This window comes from Pseudomonas sp. BW16M2 (assembly GCF_014268865.1).
Classification (GTDB): Bacteria; Pseudomonadota; Gammaproteobacteria; order Pseudomonadales; family Pseudomonadaceae; genus Aquipseudomonas; species Aquipseudomonas peradeniyensis.
Window position 1 is genome coordinate 110,715 of record NZ_JABWRI010000012.1, and the last position, 18,135, is coordinate 128,849.

The 18,135-nt window shown below is 67.2% G+C and carries 14 protein-coding genes; 5 read left to right on the forward strand and 9 right to left on the reverse strand.

The window, feature by feature from the left end; genetic code table 11:
- The first annotated feature begins 84 nt into the window (after positions 1-84).
- Positions 85-1,467, forward strand: a complete 1,383-nt coding sequence (locus tag HU735_RS13510) for a multicopper oxidase family protein (RefSeq protein WP_186713897.1) — start codon at positions 85-87, stop codon at positions 1,465-1,467.
- Positions 1,467-1,946 carry a tRNA adenosine(34) deaminase TadA gene (gene tadA / locus HU735_RS13515; protein ID WP_186713898.1) on the forward strand — a complete coding sequence of 160 codons (480 nt, stop codon included), beginning with the start codon at positions 1,467-1,469 and terminating at the stop codon, positions 1,944-1,946. Before HU735_RS13510 ends, tadA begins: the two co-directional genes overlap by 1 nt.
- A 57-nt stretch (positions 1,947-2,003) precedes the next feature.
- Here the strand turns inward: tadA and mltF are convergent, their stop codons facing one another.
- A complete protein-coding gene (mltF, locus tag HU735_RS13520) occupies positions 2,004-3,461 on the reverse strand; it encodes a membrane-bound lytic murein transglycosylase MltF (RefSeq protein ID WP_186713899.1) in 1,458 nt (485 codons plus the stop codon).
- A 325-nt stretch (positions 3,462-3,786) separates the two neighbouring features.
- On the opposite strand from mltF, the gene purL reads away from it, so the two are divergent.
- Both purL and HU735_RS13530 read left to right on the forward strand, forming a co-directional pair.
- Complete coding sequence (gene purL / locus HU735_RS13525; RefSeq protein WP_186713900.1) at positions 3,787-7,686, forward strand: phosphoribosylformylglycinamidine synthase; 3,900 nt, start codon at positions 3,787-3,789, stop codon at positions 7,684-7,686.
- A 2-nt stretch (positions 7,687-7,688) separates the two neighbouring features.
- Positions 7,689-8,000, forward strand: a complete 312-nt coding sequence (locus tag HU735_RS13530; RefSeq protein ID WP_050704166.1) for an NGG1p interacting factor NIF3 — start codon at positions 7,689-7,691, stop codon at positions 7,998-8,000.
- A gap of 87 nt (positions 8,001-8,087) precedes the next feature.
- Here the strand turns inward: HU735_RS13530 and nagE are convergent, their stop codons facing one another.
- The 8 genes from nagE to tatA form a co-directional block, all read right to left on the reverse strand.
- Complete coding sequence (gene nagE, locus HU735_RS13535) at positions 8,088-9,746, reverse strand: N-acetylglucosamine-specific PTS transporter subunit IIBC (protein WP_186713901.1); 1,659 nt, start codon at positions 9,744-9,746, stop codon at positions 8,088-8,090.
- A 12-nt stretch (positions 9,747-9,758) separates the two neighbouring features.
- Positions 9,759-12,302 carry a phosphoenolpyruvate--protein phosphotransferase gene (gene ptsP / locus HU735_RS13540; protein ID WP_186713902.1) on the reverse strand — a complete coding sequence of 848 codons (2,544 nt, stop codon included), beginning with the start codon at positions 12,300-12,302 and terminating at the stop codon, positions 9,759-9,761.
- A gap of 18 nt (positions 12,303-12,320) precedes the next feature.
- A complete protein-coding gene (locus HU735_RS13545) occupies positions 12,321-13,343 on the reverse strand; it encodes an SIS domain-containing protein (protein ID WP_186713903.1) in 1,023 nt (340 codons plus the stop codon).
- The gene (gene nagA, locus HU735_RS13550; protein WP_186713904.1) at positions 13,340-14,428 is read right to left on the reverse strand and encodes an N-acetylglucosamine-6-phosphate deacetylase; all 1,089 of its coding nucleotides are present in this window, start codon (positions 14,426-14,428) and stop codon (positions 13,340-13,342) included. Before nagA ends, HU735_RS13545 begins: the two co-directional genes overlap by 4 nt.
- Positions 14,429-14,439: 11 nt before the next feature.
- Positions 14,440-15,171 carry a GntR family transcriptional regulator gene (locus HU735_RS13555; protein ID WP_110738341.1) on the reverse strand — a complete coding sequence of 244 codons (732 nt, stop codon included), beginning with the start codon at positions 15,169-15,171 and terminating at the stop codon, positions 14,440-14,442.
- 622 nt (positions 15,172-15,793) lie between these two features.
- A complete protein-coding gene (gene tatC / locus HU735_RS13560) occupies positions 15,794-16,528 on the reverse strand; it encodes a twin-arginine translocase subunit TatC (RefSeq protein ID WP_186713905.1) in 735 nt (244 codons plus the stop codon).
- Positions 16,528-16,812, reverse strand: a complete 285-nt coding sequence (gene tatB, locus HU735_RS13565) for a Sec-independent protein translocase protein TatB (RefSeq protein WP_186713906.1) — start codon at positions 16,810-16,812, stop codon at positions 16,528-16,530. The genes tatC and tatB overlap by 1 nt, the downstream gene beginning before the upstream one ends.
- A complete protein-coding gene (gene tatA / locus HU735_RS13570; RefSeq protein WP_050704176.1) occupies positions 16,812-17,030 on the reverse strand; it encodes a twin-arginine translocase TatA/TatE family subunit in 219 nt (72 codons plus the stop codon). Before tatA ends, tatB begins: the two co-directional genes overlap by 1 nt.
- Before the next feature lie 136 nt (positions 17,031-17,166).
- Here tatA and gspK point away from each other — a divergent pair, with 136 nt between their 5' ends.
- A complete protein-coding gene (gspK, locus tag HU735_RS13575) occupies positions 17,167-18,132 on the forward strand; it encodes a type II secretion system minor pseudopilin GspK (protein WP_186713907.1) in 966 nt (321 codons plus the stop codon).
- The last annotated feature ends 3 nt before the right edge of the window (positions 18,133-18,135 follow it).

The window sequence follows — 18,135 nt, forward strand, 5'->3', positions numbered from 1 at the left end:
CCATTTGCAGGTGTATCGTATTCGCCCTTCATCGCCAGCCGCTGCTGGCAGGCTGATTGCGCAGAACACGAGGTACCCGCACCGATGTCCTTTACCCGTCGACAAATGCTCAAGGGCCTGACCGGCCTCGTGGTGGTAGGCCTGGGCGCCGGAGGCGCGGCACGCTACTGGCTGGGCAAGGTCGAGGACGACAACGCCGGGCACGACTACGAACTGATCGCCGCGCCCCTCGACGTCGAGCTGGTGCCGGGCTTCAAGACCGAGGCCTGGGCCTTCGGCCCGTCGGCGCCGGGTACCGAGCTGCGGGTGCGCCAGGGCACCTGGCTGCGGGTGCGCTTCATCAACCATCTACCGGTCGAGACCACCATCCATTGGCACGGCATTCGCCTGCCGTTGGAGATGGATGGTGTGCCGTATGTCTCGCAATTGCCGGTCAAGCCGGGCGAATACTTCGACTACAAGTTCAAGGTGCCGGATGCCGGCAGCTACTGGTATCACCCGCATGTCAGCAGCTCCGAGGAGCTGGGCCGCGGCCTGGTCGGGCCGCTGATCGTCGAGGAACGCGAGCCCACGGGCTTCCGGCATGAGCGCACCCTGAGCCTGAAGAACTGGCACGTGGACGAGCAGGGCGCCTGGCTGCCGTTCAGCATCCCCCGCGAGGCGGCCCGCAACGGCACCGCCGGGCGCCTGATCACCATCAACGGCCAGGCCGATTCGATCACCGAGCTGCCGGCCGGGCAGGTGGTACGGGTACGGCTGCTGAACCTGGACAACACCTGGACTTACCGCTTGAACCTCAAGGGCAACTGCGAGGCCATGATCTACGCCCTCGATGGCAACCCGGTGACCCCGCGACCGCTGGACGACGAGTATTGGCTCGGGCCGGGCATGCGCATCTGCCTGGCGATCCGCATCCCCGAGGCGGGTGAAGAGATCTCCCTGCGTGATGGCTTCGTGCGCCTGGGCACCTTGCGCTCGGTGGCCAGCAGCGAGGCGCCCGGCGACTGGCCCAAGGCCCTGCCGCCCAACCCGGTGGCCGAGCCGGACCTGGAGAACGCCGAGAAGCTCAACTTCAATTTCGAATGGGTCGGCAAGGTCTCGGTGAACACCGAGAACGGCAAGCCGCCGAGCCTGTGGCAGATCAACGGCCAGGCCTGGGACATCACCGACAAGACCTGTGCCGACCGGCCGATCGCCACGCTGCAGAAGGGCAAGAGCTACATCCTCGAGCTGAAGAACATGACCCAGTACCAGCACCCGATCCACCTGCATGGCATGAGTTTCAAGGTGATCGCCTCCAATCGGCGCAAGATCGTCGAGCCGTGGTTCACCGACACCTACCTTCTGGGCAAGAACGAGCGGGCGCAGGTGGCGCTGGTGGCGGACAACCCGGGTACCTGGATGTTCCACTGCCACGTCATCGACCACATGGAAACCGGCCTGATGGCCGCGATCGCGGTGGTCTGATGCGACCGCAGATCATCGATCGCAGCCGCGACCAGGAATTCATGCGCCTGGCCCTCGATTTGGCGGCCCAGGGCGCGGCCCTGGGCGAGGTGCCGGTGGGGGCGGTGCTGGTGCAGCATGGCCAGGTGATCGGCCAGGGCTTCAACCGGCCGATCATCGACAGCGACCCCAGCGCCCACGCCGAAATGGTGGCGATCCGCGCTGCGGCCAAGTCGGCCAGCAACTACCGGTTGCCGGGTAGTACCCTGTACGTGACCCTGGAGCCATGCAGCATGTGCGCGGGGTTGATCGTCCATTCGCGGGTGGCGCGGGTGGTCTATGGGGCGCTGGAGCCCAAGGCGGGGATCGTGCAGAGCCAGGGGCAGTTCTTCAGCCAGGGGTTCCTCAACCATCGGGTGATGTTCGAGGGTGGGGTGCTGGCAGAGGAGTGTGGGGCGATCCTCAGCGAGTTCTTCAAGGCTCGGCGGGCCAAAGGTTAACCTGCACCCACGTTATCGCGGGGCAAGCCCGCTCCCACGCATTGGCAGCGCAGGCCATCACATCGGCGGTGATTGTTCCGCCGGCTTGTCCTTGTTCACCGCTGGCACATGCAGGTTGCCCTCGGCCACCTGGCCCTCGAGCTGCGGCTGCGTGACCCAGGTGAGAATGTCGTAGTAGCGACGGATGTTGGCCACGAAATGTACCGGCTCGCCGCCGCGGGCATAGCCGTACTTGGTCTTGCTGTACCACTGCTTCTGCGACAGACGCGGCAGCATCTTCTTCACATCCAGCCATTTGTTCGGGTTCAGGCCTTCGCGCCTGGCCAGGGTGCGGGCGTCCTCCAGGTGGCCGCTGCCGACGTTGTAGGCGGCCAGGGCGAACCAGGTGCGGTCCGGCTCCTTGATGCTGTCGTCGAGCTGGTCCTTGACCAGCATGAAGTACTTGGCGCCACCCTGAATGCTCTGCTTGGGGTCCAGGCGGTTGGACACGCCCATGGCCTGGGCGGTGCGCTGGGTCAGCATCATCAGGCCGCGCACGCCGGTCTTGGAGGTGACTTCCGGCTGCCACATCGATTCCTGGTAGCCGATCGCGGCGAGCAGGCGCCAGTCGACCTGCTCGACCTTGGAGCTGGTCTTGAAGTGCTTCTCGTACTTGGGCAGGCGCTGCTGCAAGTGCTGGGCGAAGGTGTAGGCGCCGACGTAGCCGAGGACATCGACGTGGCCGTAGTAACGGTCCTTCAGGCGCTGCAGGGTGCCGTTCTTCTGCGACTTGTCGAGAAACTCGTTGATCTCGTTGAGCAGGCTGTTGTCTTCGCCGGCGGCCACCGCCCAGCGCTGGTCGCGGGTGTCGCCTAGGTCGAAGGCCACGCGCACGTTGGGGAAGTACACCTGGTTCATGGCCAGCTCGTTGGAGTCGACCAGGGTCAGGTCGATCTGGCCCTCGTCGACCATGCGCAGCAGGTCGACCACCTCGACGGCGTCGGACTCCTCGTACTCCAGCCCCGGGTTCTGCTTTTTCAGCTCGGCGAGCTGGTCTGCGTGGCTGCTGCCCTTGAGCACCATGATCTTCTTGCCGACCAGCCCCTTGGCGCTGGTCGGCCGTGAGCGGCCATTGCGGTAGATGACCTGCGGGGTCACCTCGAGGTAAGGGTGGGAGAACTTCGCCTGGGCGGCGCGACGCTCACTGCTGACCAGGCCGGCGGCGGCCAGCACCGGGCCGGACGGCTTGCCCAGCTGGTCGAACAGCTCGTCGAGGTTGTCGGCGGTCTCGATCTCGAGCTTCACACCCAGGTCGTCGGCGAAGCGCTTGACCAGTTCATATTCGAAACCGGTTTCGCCGTTGCGGTCCTGGAAATAGGTGGCCGGGCTGTTGCGGGTAATCACGCGCAATACGCCATCCTCCTTGACGCGTTCGAGGGTGCTGGGTTTTTCAACGCAGGCACCGAGCATCAGGAAGAGTCCGGTTGCGAGGAGCCATCTGGCGCATCGCTGGCGCAAAGCAGTGTGGGCGAACATAGGGTGCAGTATACGCAAAGGACCGGCGGCGCCATATCTCGACAATATGTGGCTTGTCTGGTAGCACGTCGCTGTGCCTGCGACAGGGCGCAGCAGGTCGTGGGAGCGGGCTTGCCCCGCGATTCGCCTGTTCAGGCAATCTCTTTGCCGGCAGGCGTCATCGCGGGGCAAGCCCGCTCCCACGATGAAATCCCCTGGATTTTTTTGACCCTGAAGTCCGGTTCCACCGCCCGGCAGCATTGGCTTCGAGCGGGTGCCGAAAGCCTGCGAATTAGGCTAGAATGCACGGCCTCTAAGCACACCCCTTCCTGAGGCTGTCCCGACGATGTTGATCCTGCGCGGCGCTCCTGCCCTTTCTGCCTTTCGCCACGGTAAATTACTCGAGCAACTGAGCCAGAAAGTCCCCGCTGTTACTGGTTTGTATGCCGAATTCGCCCACTTCGCCGACGTCGACGGCGAGCTGACCGCCGACCAGCAGCAGGTGCTGGGCCGTCTGCTCAAGTACGGCCCGAGCGTGCCGGTGCAGGAGCCAGCCGGCCGCCTGTTCCTGGTCGTGCCGCGCCTGGGCACCATCTCGCCCTGGGCATCCAAGGCCAGCGACATCGCCCACAACTGCGGCCTGCAGTCGATCCAGCGCCTGGAGCGCGGCATCGCCTACTACGTCGCTGGTAACATTTCCGACGCCGACGCCCAGGTGCTTGCCGCCGAGCTGCACGACCGCATGACCCAGCGCGTGCTGGCCAAGCTGGAAGACGCCGCCGACCTGTTCAGCCACGCCCAGCCCAAGCCGATGACCTCTGTGGACATCCTCGCCGGTGGCCGCGCCGCCCTGGCGCAAGCCAACATCGACCTGGGCCTGGCCCTGGCCGAGGACGAGATCGACTACCTGGTCAATGCTTTCCAGAACCTTGCGCGCAACCCGAACGACATCGAACTGATGATGTTCGCCCAGGCCAACTCCGAACACTGCCGCCACAAGATCTTCAACGCCAGCTGGGACATCGACGGCCAGGCGCAGGAGAAGAGCCTGTTCGGCATGATCAAGAACACCTACCAGATGCACAGCGAAGGCGTGCTGTCTGCGTACAAGGACAACGCCTCGGTGATCGTCGGCAGCGTCGCCGGCCGCTTCTTCCCGAACCCTGAGACCCGCCAGTACGGCGCGGTGCAGGAGCCGGTGCACATCCTGATGAAGGTCGAGACGCACAACCACCCGACCGCCATCGCCCCGTTCTCCGGCGCCTCCACCGGCTCCGGCGGCGAGATCCGCGACGAAGGCGCCACCGGCCGTGGCGCCAAGCCCAAGGCCGGCCTGACCGGCTTCACCGTTTCCAACCTGCGTATTCCGGGCTTCGAGCAGCCATGGGAGAAGCCTTACGGCAAGCCAGAGCGTATCGTCGACGCCCTCGACATCATGATCGAAGGCCCACTGGGCGGCGCCGCGTTCAACAACGAATTCGGCCGTCCGGCGCTGACCGGCTACTTCCGCACCTTCGAGCAGGGCATCAACACCCCGCACGGTGAAGAAGTCCGTGGCTACCACAAGCCGATCATGCTCGCCGGCGGCATGGGCAACATCCGTGAAGACCACGTGCAGAAGGGCGAGATTACCGTCGGCGCCAAGCTGATCGTGCTCGGCGGCCCGGCCATGTTGATCGGCCTGGGCGGCGGCGCCGCCTCGTCGGTCGCCACCGGCGCCAGCTCGGCTGACCTGGACTTCGCCTCGGTACAGCGCGAGAACCCGGAAATGGAACGCCGTTGCCAGGAGGTCATCGACCGCTGCTGGCAGCTGGGCGACAAGAACCCGATCGCCTTCATCCACGACGTCGGCGCCGGCGGCATCTCCAACGCCTTCCCGGAGCTGGTCAACGACGGTGGCCGCGGTGGCCGCTTCGAACTGCGCAACGTGCCCAACGACGAGCCGGGCATGGCCCCGCACGAGATCTGGTCCAACGAATCGCAGGAGCGCTACGTGCTGGCGGTCAGCGCCGAGGACTTCGAGCGCTTCCAGGCCATCTGCGAGCGTGAGCGCTGCCCGTTCGCGGTCGTGGGCGAGGCCACCGAAGAGAAGCACCTCACCGTCACCGACAGCCACTTCGACAACACCCCGGTGGACATGCCGCTGGACGTGCTGCTGGGCAAGCCGCCGCGCATGCACCGTTCGGTCACCCGCGAAGCGGAGCTGGGCGATGAGTTCGACCCGAGCACCCTGGAACTCAAGGACTCGGTCGAGCGCGTCCTGCGTCACCCGGCCGTGGCCAGCAAGAGCTTCCTGATCACCATCGGCGACCGTACCATCACCGGCCTCGTGGCCCGTGACCAGATGGTCGGCCCGTGGCAGGTGCCGGTGGCCGACTGCGCCGTCACCGCCACCAGCTTCGACGTCTACACCGGTGAAGCCATGGCCATGGGCGAACGCACGCCGCTGGCCCTGCTCGACGCCCCGGCGTCCGGGCGCATGGCGATCGGCGAGACCCTGACCAACCTGGCCGCCTCGCGCATCGAGAAGCTGTCCGACATCAAACTGTCGGCCAACTGGATGTCCGCCGCCGGTCACCCGGGTGAAGACGCCCGCCTGTACGACACCGTCAAGGCCGTCGGCATGGAGCTGTGCCCGGAGCTGGGCATCACCATTCCGGTCGGTAAAGACTCGATGTCGATGAAGACCCAGTGGAGCGAAGCGGGCGAGCAGAAGAGCGTCACCTCGCCGATGTCGCTGATCATCACCGGCTTCGCCCCGGTCACCGACATCCGCAAGACCCTGACCCCGCAACTGCGCATGGACAAGGGCGAAACCGACCTGATCCTGATCGACCTGGGCCGTGGCAAGAACCGCATGGGCGCCTCGATCCTGGCGCAGACCCACGGCAAGCTGGCCGCCCAGGCGCCGGACGTCGATGACGCCGAGGACCTCAAGGCGTTCTTCGCCGTGATCCAGGGCCTGAACGAAGACGGCCACCTGCTGGCCTACCACGACCGTTCCGACGGCGGCCTGCTGACCTCCGTGCTGGAAATGGCCTTCGCCGGCCACTGTGGCCTGGAGCTGGAACTGGGCAACCTGACCAGCAAGCGCGAGAAAGTCGCGGCCATCCTCTTCAACGAAGAGCTGGGCGCGGTGATCCAGGTCCGTCAGGACGCCACGCCGGATGTACTGGCGCAGTTCAGCGCCGCTGGCCTGGGTGAGGATTGCGTCGCCGTGATCGGCCAGCCGATCAACAACGGTGAAGTGCTGATCAACTTCGAAGGAGAAGAGCTGTTCAACGGCGATCGCCGCTTGCTGCAGCGCCAGTGGGCCGAGACTAGCTACCAGGTCCAGCGCCTGCGCGACAACGCCGACTGCGCCGACCAGGAATTCGACGCCCTGCTGGAAGAAGACAACCCGGGCCTGTCGGTCAAGCTGGGCTACGACGTCAACGACGACATTGCCGCGCCGTACATCAAGAAAGGCGTGCGTCCGCAAGTGGCGATCCTGCGCGAGCAGGGTGTCAACGGCCAGGTCGAGATGGCTGCCGCCTTCGACCGCGCGGGCTTCGCTGCGGTCGACGTGCACATGAGCGACATCCTGTCTGGCCGTGTCGACTTCGAAGCCTTCAAAGGCCTGGTGGCCTGCGGCGGCTTCTCCTACGGCGACGTGCTGGGTGCCGGTGAGGGCTGGGCCAAGTCGGCGCTGTTCAACGCCCGTGCCCGTGATGCCTTCCAGGCCTTCTTCGAGCGTACCGACAGCTTCGCCCTGGGCGTGTGCAACGGTTGCCAGATGATGTCCAACCTGCACGAGCTGATCCCGGGCACCGAGTACTGGCCGCACTTCGTGCGCAACCGCTCGGAGCAGTTCGAGGCCCGCGTGGCCATGGTCGAGGTACAGAAGTCCAACTCGATCTTCCTGCAGGGCATGGCCGGTTCGCGTATGCCGATCGCCATCGCCCACGGTGAAGGCCATGCCGAGTTCGCAAGCGAAGAGGCACTGCTGGAAGCCGACCTGTCCGGTTGCGTGGCCCTGCGCTACGTCGACAACCACGGCAAGGTCACCGAAGCCTACCCGGCCAACCCGAACGGCTCGCCGCGTGGGATCACCGGCCTGACCAGCCGCGACGGCCGCGTGACCATCATGATGCCGCACCCGGAGCGGATGTTCCGCGCCGTGCAGAACTCCTGGCGCCCGGATGAGTGGCAGGAAGACGCGGCCCTGATGCGCATGTTCCGCAATGCGCGAGTGTGGGTGAACTAAGGGTGTACAAGCTCGCCTTCTTCGTCCCCGACAGCCATGTCGAGGTGGTCAAGGCCGCCGTGTTCGCAGCTGGTGGCGGACGCATCGGCGACTACGACCACTGCGCATGGCAAACCCTCGGCCAGGGCCAGTTCCGCCCGTTGGACGGCAGCCAGCCGTACCTCGGGCAGACTGGCCAGGTCGAGGTGGTCGAGGAGTGGAAGGTGGAGTTGGTGGTGGCTGATGCGCTGATCGCCCAGGTGGTCGCCGCGCTCAAGCAGAGCCACCCGTATGAAACGCCGGCTTATGAGGTCTGGCCGCTGGCCGATTTCTAGAACGGCGTCGAATGTCATCGCGGGGCAAGCCCGCTCCCACAAGGTATCAACAGGCCTTGTGGGAGCGGGCTTGCCCCGCGATGCTTTTCAGCCCTGCAAAGCGCTGCCCAACGCAGGCGCCTTGCTACCCACGACCAGATGCCACACCCCACCCGCCTGCGGGCTCACACCCAGGCATCCCAGGGCGGCCAGGCGTTCCTGCTCTACCTTGGCCTCATTCCTGACCCGCACTCGCACTCGGCTCGAGGCCACGCACTGCGCCTCCAGTACATTCTCGCGCCCGCCCAGGGCCTGCAGCCATTCATCCGCAACGACCGTCTCGGTGGCCACTGCGGCCTTCTCGACAACCGGCGGCGCCACCCGCGCATGGGGCAGCTCCCCGCGAATCTCGTCGGCCAGTGCATCGGCCATCGGCCCCACCACCACCTGCAGGCTGCCACCGGTACCGGGGCGTACCACGGCGAGGGCGCCAAGGGCCTTCAGGTCCTGGTCGCGGGCCAGGTTGCGGTCGGCCAGTACCAGGCGCAGGCGCGTGGTGCAGGCATCCACGCCCTGCAGGTTGGCCGCGCCGCCGAGGGCATCGATATAGCGTCGGGCCCGCGGCGCATCGCTGCCCTCGGCCTGGCTGGCCGCCTGTTCCTCGCGGCCGGGTGTCTTCAGGTCGAAACGGCGGATGCAGTAGTCGAACACGAAGTAGTAGACCAACCCATAGAGCACGCCCACCGGGAACACCAGCCAGCCGTTGCTCGAACGCCCCCAGCCCAGGGCCATGTCGATGCCGCCGCCGGAGAAGGTGAAGCCCAGGCGGATCCCCAGCAGGTCGCAGATGGCCATGGACAGCCCAGTCAGCAGCGCATGGATCAGGTACAGCAGCGGCGCCAGGAACATAAAGGCGAATTCGATCGGCTCGGTCACCCCGGTCAGCGCCGAGGTCAGCGCCATCGACAGCAGCACCCCGCCGATCAGCTTGCGCCGCTGCGGCAGGGCATGGCGGTACATGGCCAGGCAGGCGGCGGGCAGGCCGAAGATCATCACCGGGAACATGCCGGTCATGAACTGTCCGGCGTTCGGGTCGCCGGCGAAGAAGCGCGCCAGATCGCCGGTGACCACCTGGCCGCTGGCCGCCTGGAAGCTGCCAAAGACGAACCACACCAGGTTGTTGAGGATATGGTGCAGGCCGGTGATGATCAGCAGTCGGTTGAGCACGCCGAAGAAGAACGCGCCGATGCTGCCGCTCTCCAGCATCAGTTGGCCGAGTGCGTTGATGCCGTGCTGGATCGGTGGCCAGATCAGGCCGAACAGCAGCCCGAGAAACACCGCCGACACCCCGGTGGCGATCGGCACGAAGCGCCGGCCACCGAAGAACGCCAGGTAGTCCGGCAGCTGGATGTCCTTGAAGCGGTTGTACAGGCCGCCGCCGAGCAGGCCGCAGATAATGCCGGCGAGCATGCCCATGTCGATCTTCGGATCGATCACCTTCAGCGTAGCCACCAGCACCAGGTAGCCGATGGCGCCGGCCAGGCCCGCGGTGCCGTTGTTGTCGCGGGCGAAGCCCACGGCGATGCCGATGGCGAAGATCAGCGCCAGGTTGGCGAAGATCGCTTGCCCGGCGTCATGCACCAGGGCGATGTCGAGCAGGTCGGTGTCGCCCAGGCGCAGCAACAGGCCGGCGATGGGCAGGATGGCGATGGGCAGCATCAAGGCGCGGCCGAGCCGCTGCAGGCCCTGGATGAAGTGCTGGTACATGGTGCGCTCCGATTATTGTTGTAGGGCCACGGGGGCCGCGGGTTGGGCGTGGGATTGCGCGGCGAAGTCGCGGCAGGCCTGGCGTACGGCCCCGGCGCTGGCCAGGCCCAGCAGGCCCTGGCTGAAGCGGCGGCAGGCGCTGGCGTCGAGCTGGCGGACCAGGGCCTTGATCTCGCCGATCTGCGGCGCGCTGACCGACAGCTCGGCCACGCCGAGGCCGACCAGCACCGGCGTGGCCAGCGGGTCGGAGGCCAGCGCACCGCACACGCCGACCCAGCGACCGTGCTTCGCCGCGCCCTGGCAGGTCAGCTCGATCAGGCGCAGCAGTGCCGGGTGCAGGGCATCGACCCGCGCCGCCAGCCCGGCATGGTCACGGTCCATGGCCAGGGTGTACTGGGACAGGTCGTTGGTGCCGATGGAGAAGAAGTCCGCGTGCTCGGCTAGGCGCTCGGCGAGCAGCGCCGCGGCCGGCACCTCGATCATCACCCCCAGTTCGGCGCGTGCCGTCACGCCCAGCTCGGCGGCCAGCCGGTCGAGGCGCTGGCGGATGGCGATCAGCTCGTCGACCTCGGTGACCATCGGCAGCATGATTCGGCAGCGTCGCTGCGGGCTGACCTGGAGCAGGGCGCGCAACTGCTGGTCGAGCAGCTCCGGGCGCACCTGGCCCAGGCGGATGCCGCGCAGGCCCAGCACCGGGTTGGCCTCGGCCGGCAGGGGCAGGTAGTCGAGCTGCTTGTCGCCGCCGACGTCGATGGTGCGGATGATCACCGGGCGCTCGGCCATGGCGTCGAGCACCGCCTGGTAGGCGTTGCGCTGCTCGGCCTCGTCCGGTGCGGTGGGGCGGTCGATGAACAGGAACTCGCTGCGCAGCAGGCCGATGCCGTCGGCGCCCTGGGCCAGGGCCTGGGCGGCCTCTTCGGCGCTGGCGACGTTGGCCGCGACCTCGATCAACTGGCCATCGCGGGTACGCGCGCCTTGCTGCGCGGCGGCCTGCTGGCGCTGGCGGATTTCGCGGCGTTGCTGCAGGTGGCAGTGGACCTCGGCCAGGCGTTGCGGGGCGGCCTGGGTTTCCAGACGACCCTGGTCGGCGTCCAGCACCAGGGGCGTGCCGGCGGGCAGGTCGAGCAGCGCTTCGCCCACGGCCACCAGGCATGGCAGGCCGCGGGCACGGGCGAGGATGGCGACGTGCGAGGTGGCGCCACCGGCGGCCATGCACAGCCCGGCGACATCGTGGCGGGTAAGCAGCAACAGGTCGGAGGGGGTCAGCTCGTGGGCGACGACGATGGCCGCCGGCGGCAGGCGCAGTTGCCGGGTTTCGCCGAGCAGGGCGCGCAGCACCCGCTGCTGCAGGTCATAGAGGTCGTTGGCGCGTTCGGCCAGCAATGGATTGCCCAGGCTGCGCAGGACCTGGCACTGGGTCTCGATGGCGCGGCTCCAGGCATGGCTGGCGGCGACGCCGCCGGCGATATGCTGGCGGGCGTCGCCGAGCAGGGCCGGGTCGTCGAGCAGGGCCAGGTGGGCCTCGAGGATCGCCGCCGCGTCCTCCTGGCCGCGAGGCAGGTGCCGCCAGTCGCGGTCGATGGCATGGCGGACCTCGGCCAGGGCAGTGTTCAGCGCCTGGTGCTGTTCGGCGGGGTCGTTGTCGCCGCTGTCCGCCGGCAGGCTGATGCCGTCCAGGCGCGCCAGTGGCCCGAGGGCGAGGCCGGGGGCGGCGCAAACCCCGTTTAGCACGCCGGGCTCGGCATTGGGTTTGGGCGTGGCGATGCTTGTGGGGGCATGCGCGGCATGGCGTTCAGCGACCGAGGCGGTCTGCACGGCGGCGATCAACGCCTGCAGCGCGGCCTGGCTGTCCGGCCCGGTACAGATCAGTTCGACTTCGGCGCCTTCGCCAACGCCCAGGCCCATGACCGCCACCAGGCTGGTGAGGTCGGCCTCGCGCTCGGCGAAACGCAGCACGGCATGGCTCTGGAAGCCTTGCGCGGTCTGGCGCAGCAGGGCGGCAGGGCGGGCATGCAGACCGCCGTGATGAGCGACCCGGGCATGACCGCGTGCGCACTCATGGCTGACCGGTTGTGCCTGCGCTTCGCTGCCGGTGGCCTCGACCTCCAGCAGCGCCGCACCCAGGCGCGAAGCACCTGTGTCCAGTCGCGTCAGGCCAAAGCCCGGGCCATTGCTGACCAGCATCACGGTGACCAGGCTGACGCAGTGCTGCGCCACCAGGTCCATGTCGAAGCGCACCAGCGGTTGTCCCTGTAGCACTTGGTCGCCCAGCGCTACCAACGGCGAGAAGCCGCGCCCCTGCAACTGCACGGTGTCGACACCGATATGCAGGAGGACTTCCGCGCCGTTGGCCGCGCGCAGGGTCAGCGCATGGCCGGTACGGGCCAGTTGCACCACTTCGCCCGCGCAGGGCGCGTGCAGCACGTCGTTCAACGGGTCGATGGCGACGCCGTCGCCCAAGGTGCCGCTGCTGAACACCGGGTCCGGTACCTGGTCCAGCGGTACCTGTGGTCCGGCGAGCGGGGCATGGAGGATGATCTTGTTATTGTCGGGCATGCGCTGTTCCTCGCGGCTTCACTGCGTGCAGGTCACTTTGCTCAGGTGGCGCGGCTGGTCGGGGTCGAGGCCGCGGGCCTCGGCCAGGGCCGCGGCCATGATGTAGAAGCTCTGGATCGCCAGCAGCGGGTCCAGGGCCGGGTGTTCGGCGCAGCTCAGGGTGAGGTCGCGCCCGGCGATATCGGCCGGCGCCGCCAGCAGCACGCGGGCACCGCGCTGGCGCATGTCGGCGGCCAGCTGCAGCAACCCGGCCTGCTCGACGCCACGGGGGGCGAACACCAGCAGCGGGTACTGGGCATCGATCAGGGCCATCGGGCCATGGCGTACTTCGGCGCTGCTGAAGGCCTCGGCCTGGATCACCGAGGTTTCCTTGAGCTTGAGCGCGGCCTCCTGGGCGATGGCGAAGCCCGCGCCACGGCCGATCACCATCAGGCGCTCACTGTCGCGCAGGGTATCGATGGCCGGGCTCCAGTCTTGCCCGGCGGCCTCGCGCAGTTGCGCGGGCAGGGCAAGGCCGGCTTCCTGCAGGGCGCGGTCCTGGCCCCAGTGGGCGACCAGGCGGGCGCCGGCAGCCAGGGTGGCGACGAAGCTCTTGGTCGCCGCCACCGACAGCTCAGGGCCTGCGCACAGCGGCAAGTGATGCTGGCAGGCCTGCTCCAGGGGCGAGCCTTCGGCGTTGACCAGCGAGACCGTGGTCGCCCCGCACTGGCCCAGGCGGCGCAGGCTGTCGACCAGGTCCGGGCTCTGGCCCGACTGCGAGAACCCCAGGGCCACCTGGCCACGCACCCGCAGCGGTGCCTGCTGCAGGGTCACCACCGACATCGGCAGCGAAGCCACCGGCAGGCCCAGCTGCTGCATGGCGATGTAGGCGAAGTAACTGGCGGCGTGGTCCGAGCTGCCCCGGGCCACGGTCAGCGCCACTTGCGGGTCGAGCCGGCGTAGCTGTTCGGCCAGGGTTTCCAGGCGCGGGTCCAGCGTCTGCGTCTGACGTTCGACGACCTCGGCGCAGGCGCGGGCTTCTTCGAGCATCCTTGAACTCATGCGGTTTCTCCTTCGATCATCACGGCGGTCAGGTTCAGTTGGCGGTCCAGCAGCACTGCGTCGGCCCAGGCGCCCGGTTGCAGGCGGCCACGGTCGGCGATGCCGAGATAATCGGCGGGATGGCGCGACAGGCGCTCGGAGGCTTCGGCCAGCGGCAGGCCGATCTTCACCAGGTTGCGCAGGGCCTGGTCCATGGTCAGGGTGCTGCCGGCCAGGGTGCCGTCGGGCAGGCGCACGCCGCCCAGGCACTTGGTCACGGTGTGGCTGCCCAGGCGGTATTCGCCGTCGGGCATGCCGGCGGCGGCGGTGGAGTCGGTCACGCAGTACAGGCACGGGATCGAGCGCAGGGCCACGCGCATGGCACCGGGGTGCACGTGCAGCAGGTCGGGAATCAGTTCGGCGTAGCGGGCGTGGGCCAGGGCCGCGCCGACGATGCCCGGCTCGCGGTGGTGCAGCGGGCTCATGGCGTTGTACAGGTGGGTGAAGCTGGTGGCGCCGGCCTCCAGGGCCGCCACGCCTTCTTCGTAGCTGCCCAGGGTGTGGCCGAGCTGCAGGCGGATGCCGCGCTGGCTCAGGGCCTGGATCAGCGGCAGGTGGCCGGCGATTTCCGGGGCGATGGTGATGACCTTGATCGGCGCCAGGGCCAGGTATTGCTCCACCTCGTCGAGCAGTGCCTGGTGGGCGAAGTTCGGTTGCGCGCCGAGCTTGCCGGGGTTGATGTACGGGCCTTCCAGGTGCACGCCGAGGATGCGCGCGCCCTGGCGCGGGTGCTTGAGGTGCTCGCCCAGTTCGGCGAGCACGCGGGTCAGTTCCTCGCGGGGCGCGGTCATGGTGGTGGCCAGCAGCGAGGTTGTGCCGAAACGCCGGTGGGTGCGGGCGATGGTGGCGAAGGCGTCGCCGCCCTGCATGATGTCGCTGCCGCCACCGCCGTGCACGTGCAGGTCGATGAAACCCGGCAACAGGTACGGCAGGTCGTTGGCCTGCGGGTCGCACGGCGTACCGTCGATGGCCCGGATGCGGCCGTTTTCGAGGTGCAGTTGTCCGCGCACCCAGCCGTCGGGGGTGAGGATGTTGGCGATGTCCATGGGGGCTCCGGTCAGCGTCGCAGTTCGGCGACGAAGTCGTAGTAGTCGTTGCGGCAGTAGGTGTCGGTCAGCTCAATGGCGGTGTTGTCGTCGAGGTAGCCGATCCGGGTCATCAGCAGCATGGCGGTGCCGGGGGCGATGCCCACCTGGGCGGCCAGCTCGTCGCCGGCGTTGATCGCGCGGATGTGTTGCAGGGCACGGACCACCGGGCGGCCGAGCCGGTCGAGGTGCTGGTAGAGCGAATCGCCGATGGCCTGTGGGTCGCCGAGCAGGCGGGCGGGCAGGGTGCTGACCTCCACCGCCATGACGATGTCGTCGGCCTTGCGCAGGCGCTTGAGGTGGACCACCTGGTCGGTGGGCGACAGGCCGAGGCGGATCAGTTCGTCGTTGCTTGGGGTGCCGATGCTGCGCTCGAGCCACTGGGAGCTGGGCACGAAGCCTTTCATGCGCAGCATTTCGCTGAAGCTCGACAGGCGTGACAGGGGTTGTTCGAGGCGTGGCGTGATGAAGGTGCCGGAGCCCTGGATGCGATGGATCAGGCCTTGTTCGAGCAGGACCTCGAGGGCCTTGCGCGCGGTGACCCGGGAGATGTCCAGGGTTTCGCTGAGGGTGCGCTCCGAGGGCAGCGCCTGGTCGGCGGTCCATTGGCCGGCGTGGATGGCCTGCTCAAGGTTGCGCGCCAGCTGCAGGTAGAGCGGGGTGGCGCTGGTGTCGTCGGGGCGCAGGGCCGATAGAGGACGCATGGGCGGTGTCCGGTATTGTTGTTGGATGGAAATTAATACCACTTTAATACCAGGTCAATACCACTGGTCAGGTCATCTGTCGCAATCCCAGGGGGCGCCTTGCGCCCCTTTCGCGGTACAAGGCCGCTCCTACAGGGATGCGCGTACTCCTATGTAGGAGCGGCCTTGTGCCGCGAAAGGGCTGTGAAACAGCCCCAGCGATCTCAAGAGCTGTCAGACATTTCCGAACCTGAAACCAAATGCTTCAGCCAGCAAAGCTTGGGAACTATCCTACGCGCTTGCCGGAAGCCGCCGCGTTGTCGGGGAAATACCCCAGGGATAACTTCATCGGGTCGCCAGATTTGGTGACCAGGGTGTGAGAATCCTGGAGTACAAGTTTTTCGGCAGTCCCTTCATGGCAGCCGTGCACGGGCAGACTTCGGTCTGACCGGGTTTCTTGTGCCCCGGATTCTCACCCCGTTCACGGCTGCCACCCTTTGTCTTGTGAGAATTGCCATGGGATGGCGCTTCCTTGGAACGCACAAGAGTTGGACCTATGAAAAAAATTGTCCCCGATCCACCCCGTCTCGCACCCTTCATCAGTATCCGTTCCACGCTCACCCGCGATAAGGCCGGTACAGCTTTACACCACCCGGCGCACCAACCCACACGCCAGCAACCCCACCTCGAACAGCACCCACATTGGCACCGCCAGCAGGGTCTGGGAAAACACATCCGGCGGCGTCAGGATCATCCCCACCACGAAGCAGCCGACAATCACATAAGGCCGGCTGCGCCGCAGCGTGGCGACGTCGGTCAACCCCGCCCAGACCACGATGAAGGTCGCCACCGGGATCTCGAAGGCCAGGCCGAACGCCAGGAACAGCGCCATGATGAAGTCCAGGTACAAGCCGATGTCGGTCATCATCGCCACCCCGTCCGGGGTCACGCTGGCGAAGAAGCCGAACATCATCGGGAACACCAGGAAGAACGCGAAGGCCATGCCGCCGTAGAACAGCAGGATGCTCGACACCAGCAGCGGCAAGGCAATGCGCCGTTCGCGGCGGTACAGCCCCGGGGCGATGAAGCCCCAGGCCTGGTGCAGCAGCAGCGGCATGGCGACGAACAGCGCGCACATCGCCGTCAGCTTGAACGGCGTGAGGAACGGCGAGGTGACGCTGGTGGCGATCATGCTGGCGCCTTCGGGCAGGTAGCGGCGCAGCGGTTCGGAGATCTGCGTGTACAGCGTCTGGGCGAAGGGGAACAAGCCGCAGAACACCAGCGCGACCACCAGCAGGCAGCGCACCAGGCGCTTGCGCAGGTCGCGCAGGTGGTCGGTCAGCGGCATGCGCGCCGCCTGGTCGAGGGCGAGGGACATCAGGCGCTTTCCTTGGTGTGGAGCGTGGTCGGGTCATTGGCCGGCGTCGCGTCGAGCTGGATACCCTGGCGGATCTCCTGCTCCAGGCGCTGCAGCGGCGCGGCATCCAGGGCGGGCATGTCGATCTCCCGCTCCACCTGCGCCTTCAGTGCATTCAGCGCCCGGCGTGCCTGGCCCAGCCCACGGCCGAGGGTACGCGCCGCCACCGGCAGGCGCTCGGGACCGAGCACCAGCAGGGCGACGATACCGACCAGCAGCAGTTCGGTGAAGCCGATCTCGAACATCAGGCCTGACGATCCGTCTGCGTCTGTTGTACCGGCTGATTGTTCAGCACTTGCGGTTGTTGCTCGACGCTGTTGTCGGCAGTACCGCCCATGGACTTGCGAAAGCCCTGGATCGCCTCGCCGACATCACTGCCCAGCCCCTTGAGACGCTTGGTGCCGAACAGCAGGAAGACGATCAACAGCACGATCACCAATTGCCAGATTCCGATGCCACCCATGTAAGACCACTCCTGTCAGGCCAAAGAAAAAGGAAGGCCAATCCTGCCCTGCGCAGATGACGGGCACATGACTGCCATCTGGTTGAAACAACGGGCGTGTTGACTGGCGCTTTGCAGTGGCCACGGGAAGACAGGGATGGGGCGCAGGCGACAACAGGGCGCGGCACTGCTGATGGTGCTGGTGGTGTTGGCGATGCTCGCGGCGGGGCTGGCCTGGCTGGTGGAAGATGGCCGGCGCCAGGTGGACGAGGTGCGCCTGTTGCACCAGCGGGTACAGGTGCGGGCCATGGAGCAGGCGGGGCTTGCCTATGCCTCCCAGGCCCTGCGCGATCCGGCCTGGCGGGCCAGCCCGCTGTTCTGGCAGGCCCTGCGCGGGCAGCCGCTGGCCTATGACTTCGGCGCCGGCAAGGCGCAACTGCGGGTGATCGACCAGCACGGTTGCTTCAACGTGAATGCGTTGTTGGGCGAGGATGGCCCGCGGGCCGAGCGCCAGCTGCGCCACCTGCTCGGCGACGACATGGCCGCCGAGCGGTTGGTCGATGCCCTGGCCGACTGGCTGGATGCCGACAGCGATGCCCGCTTGCAAGGGGCCGAGAGTGCCCAGTACCTGCGCCAGCAGCCACCCCGGTTGGCGGCCAATCAGCCAATGCTCGACACCAGTGAACTCAACCTGCTGTTGGAGCCGGACAGTGGCCGACAAAGCCGCTACCGAATGCTCTGCGCACTGCCATCGACCGGTGGCTGGCGACTCAATGCCAACGCCCTGGGGCTGGAGCACCTGCCGTTGTTGGAGGCCCTGTACGAGGGGCAGTTTTCCCGTTCGATGCTCAGCCGCATCATCAGCGGCCGGCCGGCGGCGGGCTATGTGGATGCCGCGGCACTGCGCCAGGCGCTGGGCGCGGTGGATGACGAGACCTTCGCCCGGCTAAGCGAAGGGTTGTTGCTCAACAGCGGCCATTTCGTGCTGCAGCTGTCGTTCGAGGAAGAGGGGCGCACGTTGCGCAGCCAGTTCCAGATCGAGGCGCTGGGCGTGGTGCAATGGCATGCGCGGGTGCCGGCGCAGCAGGTGCGGGTCAGGGGGCGGGAGGCGGTGGCCTGGTAGTAC